General features: G+C 42.6%; 14 protein-coding genes. 12 read left to right on the forward strand and 2 right to left on the reverse strand.

Going from position 1 to position 14,505, the window contains the following annotated elements:
• Window positions 1-357: 357 nt before the first annotated feature.
• The gene (locus ABT997_RS03840; RefSeq protein ID WP_350018783.1) at window positions 358-561 is read right to left on the reverse strand and encodes a CsbD family protein; all 204 of its coding nucleotides are present in this window, start codon (window positions 559-561) and stop codon (window positions 358-360) included.
• 460 nt (window positions 562-1,021) lie between these two features.
• On the opposite strand from ABT997_RS03840, the gene ABT997_RS03845 reads away from it, so the two are divergent.
• From ABT997_RS03845 to dnaJ, 12 genes are all read left to right on the forward strand, one after another.
• Window positions 1,022-1,732 (forward strand): CPBP family intramembrane glutamic endopeptidase, encoded by a 711-nt coding sequence (locus ABT997_RS03845; RefSeq protein ID WP_350018784.1) that lies wholly within the window; start codon window positions 1,022-1,024, stop codon window positions 1,730-1,732.
• Window positions 1,733-1,895: 163 nt separating this feature from the next.
• A complete protein-coding gene (locus ABT997_RS03850) occupies window positions 1,896-2,498 on the forward strand; it encodes a rhomboid family intramembrane serine protease (protein WP_350018785.1) in 603 nt (200 codons plus the stop codon).
• Window positions 2,499-2,636: 138 nt separating this feature from the next.
• Window positions 2,637-2,903 carry an ACT domain-containing protein gene (locus ABT997_RS03855; protein ID WP_003004214.1) on the forward strand — a complete coding sequence of 89 codons (267 nt, stop codon included), beginning with the start codon at window positions 2,637-2,639 and terminating at the stop codon, window positions 2,901-2,903.
• Window positions 2,904-2,921: 18 nt separating this feature from the next.
• Window positions 2,922-4,259, forward strand: a complete 1,338-nt coding sequence (locus ABT997_RS03860; RefSeq protein WP_350018786.1) for a PFL family protein — start codon at window positions 2,922-2,924, stop codon at window positions 4,257-4,259.
• 133 nt (window positions 4,260-4,392) lie between these two features.
• The gene (locus tag ABT997_RS03865; protein ID WP_350018787.1) at window positions 4,393-5,109 is read left to right on the forward strand and encodes a histidine phosphatase family protein; all 717 of its coding nucleotides are present in this window, start codon (window positions 4,393-4,395) and stop codon (window positions 5,107-5,109) included.
• 41 nt (window positions 5,110-5,150) lie between these two features.
• Complete coding sequence (locus tag ABT997_RS03870; RefSeq protein WP_350018788.1) at window positions 5,151-5,849, forward strand: histidine phosphatase family protein; 699 nt, start codon at window positions 5,151-5,153, stop codon at window positions 5,847-5,849.
• Complete coding sequence (locus ABT997_RS03875; RefSeq protein WP_350018789.1) at window positions 5,842-6,615, forward strand: M15 family metallopeptidase; 774 nt, start codon at window positions 5,842-5,844, stop codon at window positions 6,613-6,615. Before ABT997_RS03870 ends, ABT997_RS03875 begins: the two co-directional genes overlap by 8 nt.
• Window positions 6,616-6,781: 166 nt before the next feature.
• Window positions 6,782-7,816 carry a heat-inducible transcriptional repressor HrcA gene (gene hrcA, locus ABT997_RS03880; RefSeq protein WP_350018790.1) on the forward strand — a complete coding sequence of 345 codons (1,035 nt, stop codon included), beginning with the start codon at window positions 6,782-6,784 and terminating at the stop codon, window positions 7,814-7,816.
• Between the two features lie 24 nt (window positions 7,817-7,840).
• Complete coding sequence (gene grpE, locus ABT997_RS03885; protein WP_331250928.1) at window positions 7,841-8,365, forward strand: nucleotide exchange factor GrpE; 525 nt, start codon at window positions 7,841-7,843, stop codon at window positions 8,363-8,365.
• 381 nt (window positions 8,366-8,746) lie between these two features.
• Window positions 8,747-10,570 carry a molecular chaperone DnaK gene (gene dnaK / locus ABT997_RS03890; RefSeq protein WP_350018791.1) on the forward strand — a complete coding sequence of 608 codons (1,824 nt, stop codon included), beginning with the start codon at window positions 8,747-8,749 and terminating at the stop codon, window positions 10,568-10,570.
• Window positions 10,571-10,819: 249 nt separating this feature from the next.
• Window positions 10,820-11,452 (forward strand): DJ-1/PfpI family protein, encoded by a 633-nt coding sequence (locus ABT997_RS03895; RefSeq protein ID WP_350018792.1) that lies wholly within the window; start codon window positions 10,820-10,822, stop codon window positions 11,450-11,452.
• Window positions 11,453-11,668: 216 nt separating this feature from the next.
• On the forward strand, window positions 11,669-12,814 hold the full coding sequence (dnaJ, locus tag ABT997_RS03900; RefSeq protein WP_350018793.1) for a molecular chaperone DnaJ: 1,146 nt from the start codon (window positions 11,669-11,671) through the stop codon (window positions 12,812-12,814).
• 95 nt (window positions 12,815-12,909) lie between these two features.
• Here dnaJ and gdhA read toward each other — a convergent pair whose 3' ends face one another.
• Entirely contained in the window at window positions 12,910-14,256 is a 1,347-nt protein-coding gene (gene gdhA / locus ABT997_RS03905) for an NADP-specific glutamate dehydrogenase (protein WP_350018794.1), read from the reverse strand.
• Window positions 14,257-14,505 lie beyond the last annotated feature (249 nt).

Here is a 14,505-nt window from a genome sequence, read left to right on the forward strand (position 1 = left end):
TCTCTAAACGTTAATTCGTTACTGGAATACAGAATACAAACGAAAACACTTTGCATCTTGCAAGGTGTTTTTTGTATCAGAACTGGCGGTGCGCAATTAGGATAGCTCTAGCGACTTTAGTCGCGTAGAGATATGCTATGCACAGTTGCCCCAAGAAAACAAGCGTAGCGATGTTTGATTGGATGGCAACCACTGCACTCTAAACGTTCATTCAAAAGAATTACAATACATACAAAGAGCACCTTTTGGAGTGTTCTTTTTCTATACCCAAACTAAATCAAAGATAAACAAAAACCACCCCTTCTTCCTCAGTCAAATAGGACTGCAGAAAATAGGGTGGTTTTAGAACGTTAACGATTAGTTTTCGTCTTTGTGAAGGATGTTTTTCACGCCGTTGATAGCTCCTTCGACAGCTTCTTTTGCGTCTTCAGCAACTTCTTTTGCTTTTGATGCAACTTTTTCAGCAACGCCTTCAGCTTCTGTTTTTTTATCGCCGGTTACTTTACCGAGACCTTCTTTAACAGAACCTTTAACTTGGTTTAATTTATCTTCTAATGACATAGTATCACCTCCGTTAAGTAAATAGTTTTATTAATCTGAATTCAAGACAGTTCATTTAAAAATAAAAAAACTATTTAGCTCAGATTAATATAAGTATATGCCTTCTGAAATGGGAAGTCAAATATTTGCTACGGTATTTTGAAAGTGGGAAGGAGTCATGGTGAGATCGCAACTAATGATGGATGAATAGGTCCTTGCCTTGTTTTTAATTGAAGAAACATAGATCTTCCGCTATTTCAAAATAAAATCGTCCAGGTGATTAAGGAATAATATAGCGTAGAATCGTCAGGCTAGAAAATCTAAACGGCTGTTTTTTTCTAGCAAAGTGGAGTAAAAAACAAAAGTAGATACCACTTTCTGTTCAAAAATGGACAATTGAGGGCTACCTTGCCTACAAGTTTTTCCATGTGTTATACTTGTACATAATTGTACGAAAGAATGATATTGGAGAATAGATGATATGAAATATGCCAAACATGGAGTCGCTTTACTGCTCCTGTTATATCTATTTGTTTTTGGGATTGAAGGTCTGGGTATCTACCTAACTGGAGTTTTCAATGGTGATGTAAGTTTTCTTTATTTCATCTATTTGATTCTCTACTCTTTGCTTCTCATCGGCATTCTATTTTGGTTTAAAAGGCAGAAGATAGCCCTTCGTTCTAATATACAGAAATGGAAGTGGCACTATCTGGGGTATTTTGCTCTGGTGGTTTTGTGGTTCTTTGTTGAGAGATGGGTGTTGCAAACTTTTCAGGATTTGCTGGTTCCTGTTGTTCATCAAACCAAATTGCCATCCTCCATTTATCTAAATGGCCCTGGTATTTCGGGTATTTTGTTTTTTGTCCTAGCAACTGTTACATCTCCTATGATCGAAGAATTTATTTTTAGAGGCTATCTGATGGATGTCTTCTTTAAAGAAAGTAAGTTTCATTTAGATGTTTTGCTTTCGGGCTTACTCTTTGCTGTCTTTCATCTGATCCATCAATATCGGGACCCTGTAACCTTTTCTCTTTATTTCTGTTCAGGGCTCTTCTTCGCAGCTGTCTATAAGAAAACTAAAGATATCCGGTTGCCCATCTTCTTGCATGCTTTTAGCAATTTTCTCACTTTTTGGAAACCGATCTGGATTTTCATCTTCAATTATATCTACTGGCATTTTCTTGTTAAATAACCTTGTTTCTGTAGCTGGGCGTGAAATGGGAGTTAGAGGTTGGAGTTGTTTAATGAAACTAGGATCACTTTTTAAAAGTGATCTTATTTTCGTTTAGGGGTGGTATAATGAAAGTATACTCAAGGTGAGACAATTGATTTATTTACAGAAAAGAAGTTTTAAAATGAAAACGATGATAAAAACCTATCCTGTTATCAGTACGATAGCTCTAATCTGTTTGTTGCTCGGTTTATTGACTTCCTTTTATGGGGATGCTATGTATGACCTATTGGCTTTTCATTCGAAGCCGGTGTATGGTTGGCAATATGTCAGTGGGACCCTGATGCATGGCAGTAAAGGAGCCCCTGTCTGGTTTTTATGGGTCCATTTGATTTTAAACGGACTCATGATCCTTCCCTTCGGTGGACTGCTAGAAAGAAAAAGAGGCTCCATACAAGTCCTGATCGTTTTTGTGACGGCTACAGTCTTCTCTTCCATCATTTTTCATCTCTTAACACAGGGGCAGGACATTCAGGCAACAGGGATCTCTGCCGTCGGCTATGCCTTTGTAACAGGGGGAGTCATGCTCCTACCAAATATGTGGAAAAAATTTTCACGCACCGTAAAATGGCTTTATCTTTTCTTAGTATTTTTATCTGGCCTCATGCTCTTACCGGCAATCACCGGATGGATTTCAACGCTATTGCATCTTTCAGGGATTGCGAGTTACCTTGGGGTTTCTATCCTCAGCCACGACCTTAAGAAAAATCGCTTTAGCCATCGTTGATTTATAAAGACTAACAGACATTCAAGAGATTTTCTTGGATGTTTTTTATTTATAAAACCGAACCTTTTCTAAAACATTTATGCGAAATTAAGGCGATTATGCTACAATGGAAGCAAATAGATAGAATGGAGCAGTGAAATGAAAGCAATTATTACAGTCGTTGGAAAAGACCAAAAAGGAATCGTAGCGGGTGTTGCAACGAAAGTAGCAGAATTAGGACTCAATATCGATGATATCTCTCAAACCGTATTGGATGAATACTTTACCATGATGGCGGTTGTATCGTCAGATGAGAAAAAAGATTTCACACAGCTTCGTTCAGAGTTGGAAGAATTCGGTCAGTCTCTGCATGTGAAAATCAATATCCAAAGCGCAGCGATTTTTGATGCCATGCACAATTTGTAAGATAGGGGTTGAGAATTTATGGACATTAAACAGGTAACAGAAACCATTGCCATGATTGAGGAGCAGAACTTCGATGTTCGGACTATCACCATGGGGATTTCGCTTCTCGATTGTATTGATCCGGATATCGAAAAGTCAGCTGAAAAAGTTTACAATAAGATTGTGACAAAGGCCAAAGATTTGGTGGCTGTGGGGGATGAGATTGCGGCAGAACTTGGCATTCCGATTGTGAATAAGCGGGTTTCAGTCACTCCAATTTCTATTATCGGAGCCGCAACAGATGCGACAGACTATGTACCCTTTGCTAAGGCGCTGGATCGTGCAGCGAAGGAAGTTGGGGTTAACTTTATCGGTGGCTTCTCAGCCCTTGTTCAAAAAGGCTACCAAAAAGGGGATGAAATCCTCATTAATTCGATTCCTCGTGCCCTTGCGGAGACAGATTTTGTCTGCTCTTCAGTCAATATCGGATCGACTAAGACAGGGATCAATATGACCGCTGTCCGAGACATGGGCCGTATCATTAAAGAAGCATCCCAAGCAGATCCAATGGGGCCTGGTAAGCTCGTAGTCTTTGCCAATGCGGTAGAAGATAATCCCTTTATGGCGGGGGCCTTCCACGGTGTCGGTGAAGCGGATGTGGTCATCAACGTTGGGGTTTCAGGACCAGGTGTCGTCCAACGGGCCATCGAAAAAGTACCAGGCGCTAGCTTTGATGTATTGGCTGAAACGGTCAAGAAGACAGCTTTCAAAATCACCCGTGTTGGGCAATTAGTAGGTCAAATGGCTAGTGAACGTCTCGGTGTTGAGTTTGGGATTGTCGACTTGTCTCTCGCACCAACGCCAGCTGTTGGGGATTCGGTTGCCCGTGTCCTTGAAGCCATGGGGCTTGAAGTAGTAGGAACCCACGGGACAACAGCAGCCCTTGCACTGCTCAATGACCAAGTGAAAAAAGGTGGCATCATGGCTTGTAACCAAGTCGGTGGTTTGTCAGGTGCCTTCATTCCGGTCTCAGAGGATGAGGGGATGATTGCGGCGGTTCAATCAGGTCATATCAATTTGGAAAAATTGGAAGCTATGACAGCTATCTGTTCCGTCGGTTTGGATATGATTGCCATCCCAGCTGATACTCCAGATACAACCATTGCGGCCATGATTGCCGACGAAGCAGCTATCGGCGTTATCAACCAAAAGACAACAGCCGTTCGGATCATTCCTTATGGTAAGGAAGGCGATATGTTAGAGCTCGGTGGACTTCTTGGGTCTGCTCCAGTAATGAAGGTCAACAAAGCTTCGTCAGCTGATTTCATTGCCCGTGGTGGTCAAATTCCGGCCCCAGTTCATAGTTTTAAAAATTAAAAAATGGCCCTGGAGCAGGATTTTTGCTCAGGGCTTTTAATGTTGGCTGAGAAAGTGAAAGTGAATCGAGAGGTCATCGCTGCCAGTTTCCTTATAAAAAATGATATAATAGAAGGACGTAAAAGGAGATCACATGGCGAAAACAAGATTATTTATTATTCGGCATGGAAAAACCATGTTTAATACGATAGGTCGTGCCCAAGGTTGGTCGGATACACCTTTAACTGCTCAAGGAGAAGAAGGCATCCGTGAATTGGGGGTTGGTTTGAGAGAATCTGGTTTGGACTTTGTCCGTGCTGTTTCCAGCGATTCAGGTCGTGCTATTCAAACCATGGGAATTGTTTTAGACGAGCTTGGGCTCACAGATCAGATTCCTTATACTTTCAACAAAAAAATCCGGGAATGGTGTTTTGGAAGTTTTGATGGTGCCTACGGAGGGGAACTTTTCCGTGGAGTCGTTCCTCGGGTTCTAGATATTGAAGACTATAAGAAACTTACCCTGGAAGAGTTAGCGAATGGAATCTACCAAGTAGATACAGCCGGTTGGGCTGAACCATGGGATGTGTTGAAAAAACGGATTGTAGATGGCTTTGAGGAGATTGCCAAGGAAGTTGAAGCCAAGGGTGGTGGAAATGCCTTGGTTGTTAGTCACAGCATGACCATTGGTTCCTTTGTGTGTATTTTGAATCCAGAGATTGAGCTGGATCCAAGGGTTGAAAATGGTAGTGTCACCTTGGTAGAATACGAAAATGGACAATTTTCAATCCAGACCATCGGAGATGAGTCATACCGCAAGCTGGGTGCTAACTGGTTAGCAGCCCACTCAGAAGAACTTGATGTAAAAAAATAAGATACCCTATATAAGAAGAAAACAATTGCAGGAGGATAAAAATGGCAAAGACAAAATTGTATATTGCCCGTCATGGAAAAACCATGTTTAATACCATTGGTCGCGCCCAAGGTTGGTCTGATAGTCCCTTGACGGAAGCTGGGGAACGAGGGATTCACGAATTGGGGATTGGTCTACGTGAAGCCGGGATTCAGTTCCAACAAGCGGTGTCCAGCGACTCCGGTCGAACCATTCAAACCATGGGGATTGTGCTAGAAGAATTAGGGTTAACGGGTAAGATTCCTTACCGTTATGATAAGCGCATCCGCGAATGGTGCTTTGGAAGTTTTGATGGCGCCTACGATGGGGAACTCTTTTTGGGCGTTTTGCCACGTGTCTTTCGGGTTGATGACTTCCATCATTTGAGCTTGATGGAGTTGGCCGAAGGGATTGTCGAAGTGGATACAGCCGGCTGGGCAGAGTCCTGGGAAACTCTTCGTGATCGCATCTTGGATGGCTTTACGACGATTGCCAAGGATGTCGAGTCTCAAGGTGGCGGGAATGCCATCGTGGTCAGTCATGGGATGACCATCAGTACCTTGATTTACCTGATTGATCCAAAAGCCTTTAAAGAATTGGTCTTGGACAATGGTAGTGTGACTGTTATTGAGTATGAAGATGGCCAATTTAAACTAGAAGCAGTTGGAGATCTGTCATACCGCCAGGTTGGAGCAAAATGGTTAGAGGGAGATCATGACTAAATATAAACTTGCCAAGAAAAGAGAAAAGAAAGTTAGCTGGATCGTACTCTGCTGTTTAGGCCTCTGTCTAATTGGAGCAGGAGTGGGTATTTTCTATTTGAAACCTCAATGGCTTCATATGGGCTCTGTTGAAGATAAAAAAGTAGAAACAAGCATTCCAAAAAAGGTTGAGAAAAAGGAAGAAAAACCGAAGACTGACCTTCCACAAGTTTCCACTAAGGATTGGAATTTGGTCTTGATCAATCGGGACAACAAGTTAGCCGAGCTGAACCCTCAGTTAGTCGATGTTGAAGAAATCAAGGTGGATAGTCGGATTGCAGAGCAAACCAAACAGTTTCTAGCAGCCGCAAGAGCTATTGCGCCTGAAGAATCCTTGATTTCGGGTTATCGAAGTGTAGAGGAGCAAACGGAAATCTACAATGAGCGGGTGGCTCAATTAGAAGCTACAGGCCTACCTCATGAAGAGGCAGAACGTCAAGCGCAAACACAAGTGCAGGTTCCAGGAGCTAGTGAGCACCAGACAGGTCTTGCGATTGATATGAGTGCTCCAAATGGACAGTCTGAAGAGGTAGCCCAGCAGATTATTGCCTTGGCGCCACAATATGGGTTTGTTCTCCGTTATCCAGAAGGGAAAAATGCGATTACGGGTGTGGACTATGAAAACTGGCATTTCCGCTATGTCGGTGTTGAGAATGCTCAGTATATGGCCAAACATCAGCTAGTTTTAGAAGAATACATCCAAAAACTGAAAGAAGCAGGATTATAAGTTTTTTAGACGACTATCGGTCTTAAGAATGATTTTTAGCACTCTTGGAAAAAGAGTGCTAATTTTTTGGATTTTTTTCTTGACTTTCTTTTGAGAGGGTGTATAATAGAATCATGGTTTAGCACTTGAGTGTTCAGAGTGCTAAATACGAAAGAGAGGTGAGGTCATGGTTACAGAACGTCAAAATGAGATTCTAAATCTTGTCGTCGATATCTTTACCAAGACCCACGAACCAGTCGGTTCAAAAGCACTGCAAGATGTCATTCAATCTAGTAGTGCTACTATCCGAAATGATATGGCTGCCCTCGAAAAGCAAGGTTTACTAGAAAAAGCCCACACTTCGAGTGGTCGAATGCCCAGCCGAGCTGGTTTTCAATATTTTGTTCAGAACTCGCTGGATCTAGAGTTGATTGATGAGCAAGATGTTTACCAGGTGGTGAAAGCCTTCGATTTCGAAGCCTTTAAGTTAGACGATATCTTGGATGCTACGGCTAAGTTACTAGCCCAGATGACGGGCTATACCGCGGTGATCCAGGATGTTGAGCCGACACGACAGCGCTTGACTGGTTTTGAGATTGTTCCATTATCCAACCACGATGCTTTGGCGGTATTGACCTTGGATGAATCAAAGCCTGTTACCGTACAATTTGCGATTCCAAAGAATTTCTTAACCAGTGACTTGGAAATCTTCCATCAGTTGGTTCAAGAACGTTTCATTGGAAATACAGTCTTGGATATCCACTACCGCTTGAGGACAGAGATTCCACAGATAGTACAGCGCTATTTTAAGACGACAGACAATGTATTGGATCTGTTTGATTACGTCTTCTCGCAACTGTTTCAAGAACTGGTCTTTGTAGAAGGAAAGGTTTCATCCTTAACCTACGCCGATCTTCAGACCTATCAGTTCTTAGATAACCCCCAACACGTAGCCTTGGAGTTACGAGGAGGAATACCAGAAGACCAAATGACCCAGATCCTGGTTGCTGAATCCCAAGAGAAGGCTTTGAAAAATGTGACCGTGATTAGTCATAAATTCCTGGTTCCTTATCGTGGGATGGCCCTCATGCATGTGATTGGTCCCGTAGAGATGGATTACAGGCGTGTGATTAGCCTGGTCAATGTTATCGGACGGGTAGTGGTCATGAAGTTAACGGACTACTACCGTTACCTCAACAGTAACCATTATGAAGTAAATTAAGACCAAATGAAAGGGGTGTATGCCTTGACAGAAGAAATCAAAAAAGAAGACGTAAAAGAAGAGGAAGTTGCCGAGACAACTGAAGAAGTTGTAGAGGAGACCAAGCAACCTTCTGAATTAGAAGAAGCACAAGCGCGTGCCGAAGAATTTGAAAATAAATACCTTCGCGCTCATGCAGAAATGCAAAACATTCAGCGCCGTGCCAATGAAGAACGCCAACTCTTACAACGTTATCGTAGCCAAGATTTGGCAAAAGCAATCTTGCCTTCGTTGGATAACTTAGAACGTGCCCTTGCCGTTGAAGGGTTGACAGATGATGTCAAAAAAGGACTAGAAATGGTCCAAGAAAGCTTGATTCATGCCCTGAAAGAAGAAGGAATTGAAGAAATTCCAGCGGACGGTGAATTTGACCATAACTACCATATGGCTATTCAAACAGTCCCAGCGGATGACGAGCATCCAGCAGACACCATCGCACAAGTCTTCCAAAAAGGCTACAAACTCCATGACCGCATCCTAAGACCGGCTATGGTCGTTGTCTACAATTAGGCGGTAAGTCAGAAATCTGTGATTTCGTTGACGCACCCCCGCAAGGCTGATTAGGCTGGTCACGAGCGTTTGCGAAGTGAACTGCCAATCAGCTACTGCGCACGATTTCGACTCCTCATGTCGTAACATTCATAATAGATACCTTGTCCGAAACGACACTAAACTATGAAAGAAAGATAAGATGCAAGCCGGAGGCTTGCAAGGAAGATATTTCCCGCAGTGGTGAAAGTTTCAGTAGCTTGTGCTACTGAAGCAGGGGATTTTTGAGACAGTAGGCTCAAAAATAAGTGATGAAATCCCAAAGGGAGTTGCTCACGTCCCCACCACTTAAGGGAAAATATCAAAAAGAAAAAAAGAAGATAAATTTAAGGAGAAAAACACATGTCTAAAATTATTGGTATTGACTTAGGTACAACAAACTCAGCAGTAGCAGTTCTTGAAGGAACTGAATCAAAAATCATCGCAAACCCAGAAGGGAACCGTACAACTCCATCTGTAGTTTCTTTCAAAAACGGTGAAATCATCGTTGGTGACGCTGCAAAACGTCAAGCAGTCACAAACCCAGATACAGTCATCTCTATCAAATCTAAGATGGGTACTTCTGAAAAAGTTTCTGCTAACGGGAAAGAATACACTCCACAAGAAATCTCAGCGATGATTCTTCAATATTTGAAAGGTTATGCTGAAGAATACCTTGGTGAAAAAGTAACCAAGGCTGTTATCACAGTTCCAGCTTACTTTAACGATGCTCAACGTCAAGCAACTAAAGATGCTGGTAAAATCGCTGGCCTTGAAGTAGAACGTATCGTCAACGAACCAACTGCAGCAGCTCTTGCTTACGGTTTGGATAAGACTGACAAAGAAGAAAAAATCTTAGTATTCGACCTTGGTGGTGGTACATTTGACGTATCTATCCTTGAACTCGGTGATGGTGTCTTTGATGTATTGGCAACTGCAGGGGACAACAAACTCGGTGGTGACGACTTTGACCAAAAAATCATCGACTACTTAGTAGCAGAATTCAAGAAAGAAAATGGTATCGACTTGTCAAACGACAAGATGGCTGTTCAACGTTTGAAAGACGCAGCTGAAAAAGCGAAGAAAGACCTTTCTGGTGTAACTTCAACACAAATCAGCTTGCCATTTATCACTGCTGGTGAGGCTGGACCTCTTCATTTGGAAACGACTTTGACTCGTGCTAAATTCGACGATTTGACTCGTGACCTTGTAGAACGTACAAAAACTCCAGTTCGCCAAGCCCTTTCAGATGCAGGTTTGAGCTTGTCAGAAATCGACGAAGTCATCCTTGTTGGTGGTTCAACTCGTATCCCTGCCGTTGTTGAAGCTGTTAAAGCTGAAACTGGTAAAGAACCAAACAAATCAGTGAACCCTGACGAAGTAGTGGCTATGGGTGCTGCGATCCAAGGTGGTGTGATCACTGGTGATGTGAAAGATGTTGTCCTTCTTGACGTAACGCCATTGTCACTTGGTATCGAAACAATGGGTGGAGTCTTTACAAAACTCATCGACCGCAACACTACAATTCCAACTTCTAAATCACAAGTCTTCTCAACTGCAGCAGACAACCAACCAGCTGTTGATATCCACGTTCTTCAAGGGGAACGCCCAATGGCAGCGGATAACAAGACTCTTGGACGTTTCCAATTGACTGATATCCCAGCTGCACCTCGTGGTATCCCACAAATCGAAGTAACATTCGACATCGACAAGAACGGTATCGTATCTGTTAAGGCTAAAGATCTTGGAACTCAAAAAGAACAAACAATTGTTATCCAATCAAACTCAGGTTTGACAGACGAAGAAATCGATCGCATGATGAAAGATGCAGAAGCAAACGCTGAAGCAGATAAGAAACGTAAAGAAGAAGTAGACCTTCGTAACGAAGTAGACCAAGCTATCTTTGCGACTGAAAAGACAATCAAAGAAACTGAAGGCAAAGGCTTCGATGCTGAACGTGATGCTGCACAAGCTGCCCTTGATGATCTTAAGAAAGCTCAAGAAGACAACAACTTGGACGAAATGAAAGCAAAACTTGAAGCATTGAACGAAAAAGCTCAAGGACTTGCGGTTAAACTCTACGAACAAGCAGCAGCAGCGCAACAAGCCCAAGCAGGAGCAGAAGGCGCACAAGCAACAGGAAACGCAGGCGATGACGTCGTAGACGGAGAGTTTACTGAGAAATAGGCGGTAAGACAGAACTAAAAATTGAAAGTTTTTAGTTCGTAGTCGAACCCCCGCGAGGATGATTAGGATTTTTGGGAGTCTGAAAGACGAACCCAAAATCCAATCAGCTACCGCGTCAAAAGTTGTTTTTAAAATTAGATGAGGCGGATAGGTCTTTGTCTTAGCCTCGGTCTGATGTCATAAGTATAGTAAGAAATCCAGAGGTTGCAACCCAGCCTCTGTTTTTCGGTAAAATAGAGGATGTTGCGTATGAAAAAAGTACTTTGCTTGATTTATCCTAATTTTTCTCTTTATGAGATAACTGCTTTAACGAGTACTTTAGCTCTGTCTTTTGACATCACGATTGATTATGTATCTTCGGATGATTCGATAGTGATATCTGAAGATGGCCTGCCTTGTCAACCAACGAAAACACTAGATCAAATCTGTATAGAAGAGTATTCTTGTGTGATTTTGCCAGGAATGGTCAATATAGGGCCTGCCCTACAGGATGAGAAATTGATTTCGTTTTTGAGGGACCTTGGTGAGCAAGATATCCTAATTGCAGCCATTTCTTCAGCGCCTCTTTTATTAGCGAAGGCAGGTCTGTTGAAGGACACGAAATTTACAGGTGGAATTTGGCAAAACTTCTTTGACTATTTTGAATTTCTGCCACGTGAAAATTTCCAACCCAAACTGGTTGTGCAAGATAAACAAATCATTACAGCTATCGGTTTTGCACATCAAGAGTTTGCAAGAAAAGTGATTCTAAGTTTAGGGTTGGCAGAGAATACGGACAACTATTTTAAAGAAAAGAACGAGTATGCAGAAGAGGATTTGATATTTACTCTATCAGATGAAGAGTTTGATCAAGTGAAGCAAAGTATAGAAAATACCCTCTAAAGTTTTACATAAAAATTATAGAAAGGAACAAAGAGTGTTCGCAACTGAACACGGGTTCTAAAGTTTCTAATTCAATATAATAGAAAGGAACAAAGAGCGTTCGGAGAATTGAACTCGAGCGGAAAGCTTGGAAATTAGATAAACCGCCTAAGAAATCAGGATTTCTTGTCGGTTTCCTAAATTTCAGTCGCTTTCTGTTCGCTCTTAGTATCTTAAATGAACAATACTGAATTTTATGAACGTTTGGGCGTTTCAAAGAATGCATCTCAAGATGAGATCAAGAAAGCCTATCGGAAATTATCTAAGAAATATCACCCGGATATCAACAAAGAACCTGGTGCTGAGGACAAGTACAAGGAAGTTCAAGAGGCCTATGAGACTTTAAGTGACGAACAAAAGCGGGCGGCTTATGACCAATACGGTGCTGCAGGAGCCAACGGTGGTTTTGGTGGCTTCGGTGGCGGAGCTGGTGGTTTCGGTGGTTTTGATGGCGCTGGTTTTGGTGGCTTTGAGGACATTTTCTCAAGCTTCTTTGGAGGTGGCGGTGCAAGTCGCAATCCCAATGCTCCACGTCAGGGAGATGATCTTCAGTACCGTGTAAACCTCAAGTTTGAAGAAGCCATCTTTGGAACTGAGAAGGAAGTGAAGTACCATCGGGAAGCTAGCTGTCGGACATGCGAAGGCACTGGTGCTAAACCAGGAACAAGTCCCGTAACTTGTGGACGTTGTCATGGTTCTGGGGTGATCAATGTGGATACGCAAACCCCTCTAGGAATGATGCGCCGTCAGGTAACCTGTGATGTCTGTCATGGTCGAGGAAAAGAAATCAAAGATCCTTGTACAACCTGTCATGGGACTGGTCACGAGAAGCAAGCCCACAGTGTCAATGTGAAAATCCCTGCTGGGGTCGAAACTGGTCAACAAATCCGCCTCTCTGGTCAAGGAGAAGCTGGCTTTAATGGAGGGCCATACGGAGATCTCTATGTGGTGGTCAACGTTGAGCCGAGCGACAAATTTGAGCGTGATGGATCAACCATTTACTATAAATTGAACTTGAACGTTGTTCAGGCTGCTCTTGGAGATACGGTTCATGTACCAACGGTTCATGGGGATGTTGACTTGGTCATCCCAGAAGGAACCCAGACTGGTAAGAAATTCCGCCTCCGTGGCAAGGGAGCACCAAGCTTGCGTGGTGGCTCTGTAGGAGATCAATATGTATCTGTTAATGTGGTGACACCTACAGGTCTAAATGACAAGCAAAAAGAAGCCCTTCGTGCATTTGCGGAAGCAAGTGATTTGAAGGTCAACCCAAAGAAAAAAGGTTTCTTTGATAAGGTCAAAGACGCCTTGGATGATTTATAAAAATAAAAGAAGATTTGGTTTTTCCAATCTTCTTTTTTTATCAAGAAAAACACCTCCGAAACCAGGGGGTTCAGAGGTGTGGCAAAAGAATCAAATTAAACAAGTCCTTGGGCAATCATCGCATTTGCGACATTTTCAAAGGCTGCGATATTGGCACCAGCAAGGTAATCTTTACCAAGACCGTAGGTTTCTGCAGTTGTTTTAGCAGTGTTGAAGATGTTAGTCATGATATCTTTCAAACGACCATCTACTTCTTCTCGTGTCCATGAAAGACGGAGGCTGTTTTGGCTCATTTCAAGAGCAGATACAGCAACCCCACCAGCATTGGCAGCTTTGGCAGGTCCGTAAAGAATGCCATTTTCTTTGTAGACTTTGATAGCATCAAGGTCGCTTGGCATGTTAGCTCCTTCAGAAACAACTTTTACGCCTTGAGCAACCAAGCGTTTCGCTGCTTCACCGTTGATCTCGTTTTGAGTCGCACATGGAAGGGCGATGTCATAGTTGCCGGTATAAGTCCATACAGAACCTTCGTAGTAGGTAGCGGTTGATTTTTCTGCAGCGTATTCTGTCAAACGAGCACGACGGTTGTTTTTCACATCTGTAAGAAGATCGAAGTCGATTCCGTTTTCGTCGATCACGTAACCGTTTGAGTCAGATACAGAGATAACAGTTGCACCAAGTTCAGTTGCTTTTTGAAGAGCGTATTGGGCAACATTACCAGAACCTGAGATTACGACTTTCTTACCAGCAAAGCTGTCGCCGTTGGCCTTGAGCATTTCTTCCGTATAGTAAACCAAACCATAACCAGTTGCTTCTGGACGGATCAAGCTACCACCGAAACCAAGAGGTTTACCAGTCAAGACACCAGCATCAAATTGGCGAAGGCGTTTGTATTGACCGTAAAGGTAACCAATCTCACGTCCACCAACCCCGATATCACCAGCTGGGACATCAAGAGAAGGACCGATGTGTTTTTGCAATTCAGTCATGAAGCTTTGGCAGAAACGCATCACTTCAGCGTCTGTTTTTCCTTTAGGATCGAAGTCAGATCCACCTTTACCACCACCGATAGGAAGGCCAGTCAAGACGTTTTTGAAGATTTGTTCGAAGCCGAGGAATTTCAAAATCCCTTGGTTAACTGTTGGGTGGAAACGAAGTCCGCCTTTATATGGTCCAACAGCTGAGTTGAATTGAACACGGTAACCACGGTTAACTTGAACTTTTCCGTCACGGTCAACCCAAGGAACACGGAAGCTAATCACGCGCTCAGGCTCAGTAATGCGAGCCAAAATATTTTCTTCGATGTATTCTGGATGTTTTTCAAATACAGGTTCCAAAGTGCTAAGGAACTCTTCAACAGCTTGAAGGAATTCCGCTTCATGGCCGTTGCGAGCTTTTACGGTTTCGAAAGTGCTTTGGATATATTCTTTTGCAGTTGTCATCATGTTTCTCCTTTTTTCATTGAAACGAATTCCAGCAGGTTAGCGAACTTACTGGTAAATGGAGGCACTGCTGAAAGCAATGTCATGTTTTATTACGTCGATAATTATAGCAGACTTTTTTTGACTTGTAAAGAAAAAAGTTGAATTTTCTGAAAATTTTCACAACTACCTATGAAGTGGGGAAAAAAAGGATGCGAAAGGACGATAGGATTGGAAAAATGTCTGATTTTTCCCCTCTATATAGAAAAT

This window comes from Streptococcus australis, from assembly GCF_040226615.1.
Classification (GTDB): domain Bacteria; phylum Bacillota; class Bacilli; order Lactobacillales; family Streptococcaceae; genus Streptococcus; species Streptococcus australis_E.

Bases quoted from the DNA above. Each gene is read 5' to 3' on its own strand.
- ABT997_RS03870 (WP_350018788.1), top strand. From the start codon at position 5,151: ATGGCAAAGACAAAATTGTATATTGCCCGTCATGGAAAAACCATGTTT.
- ABT997_RS03895 (WP_350018792.1), top strand. From the start codon at position 10,820: ATGAAAAAAGTACTTTGCTTGATTTATCCTAATTTTTCTCTTTATGAG.
- gdhA (WP_350018794.1), bottom strand. From the start codon at position 14,256: ATGACAACTGCAAAAGAATATATCCAAAGCACTTTCGAAACCGTAAAA.
- ABT997_RS03865 (WP_350018787.1), top strand. From the start codon at position 4,393: ATGGCGAAAACAAGATTATTTATTATTCGGCATGGAAAAACCATGTTT.
- dnaJ (WP_350018793.1), top strand. From the start codon at position 11,669: ATGAACAATACTGAATTTTATGAACGTTTGGGCGTTTCAAAGAATGCA.
- dnaK (WP_350018791.1), top strand. From the start codon at position 8,747: ATGTCTAAAATTATTGGTATTGACTTAGGTACAACAAACTCAGCAGTA.
- ABT997_RS03855 (WP_003004214.1), top strand. From the start codon at position 2,637: ATGAAAGCAATTATTACAGTCGTTGGAAAAGACCAAAAAGGAATCGTA.
- ABT997_RS03850 (WP_350018785.1), top strand. From the start codon at position 1,896: ATGAAAACGATGATAAAAACCTATCCTGTTATCAGTACGATAGCTCTA.
- ABT997_RS03875 (WP_350018789.1), top strand. From the start codon at position 5,842: ATGACTAAATATAAACTTGCCAAGAAAAGAGAAAAGAAAGTTAGCTGG.
- ABT997_RS03840 (WP_350018783.1), bottom strand. From the start codon at position 561: ATGTCATTAGAAGATAAATTAAACCAAGTTAAAGGTTCTGTTAAAGAA.
- ABT997_RS03845 (WP_350018784.1), top strand. From the start codon at position 1,022: ATGAAATATGCCAAACATGGAGTCGCTTTACTGCTCCTGTTATATCTA.
- hrcA (WP_350018790.1), top strand. From the start codon at position 6,782: ATGGTTACAGAACGTCAAAATGAGATTCTAAATCTTGTCGTCGATATC.
- ABT997_RS03860 (WP_350018786.1), top strand. From the start codon at position 2,922: ATGGACATTAAACAGGTAACAGAAACCATTGCCATGATTGAGGAGCAG.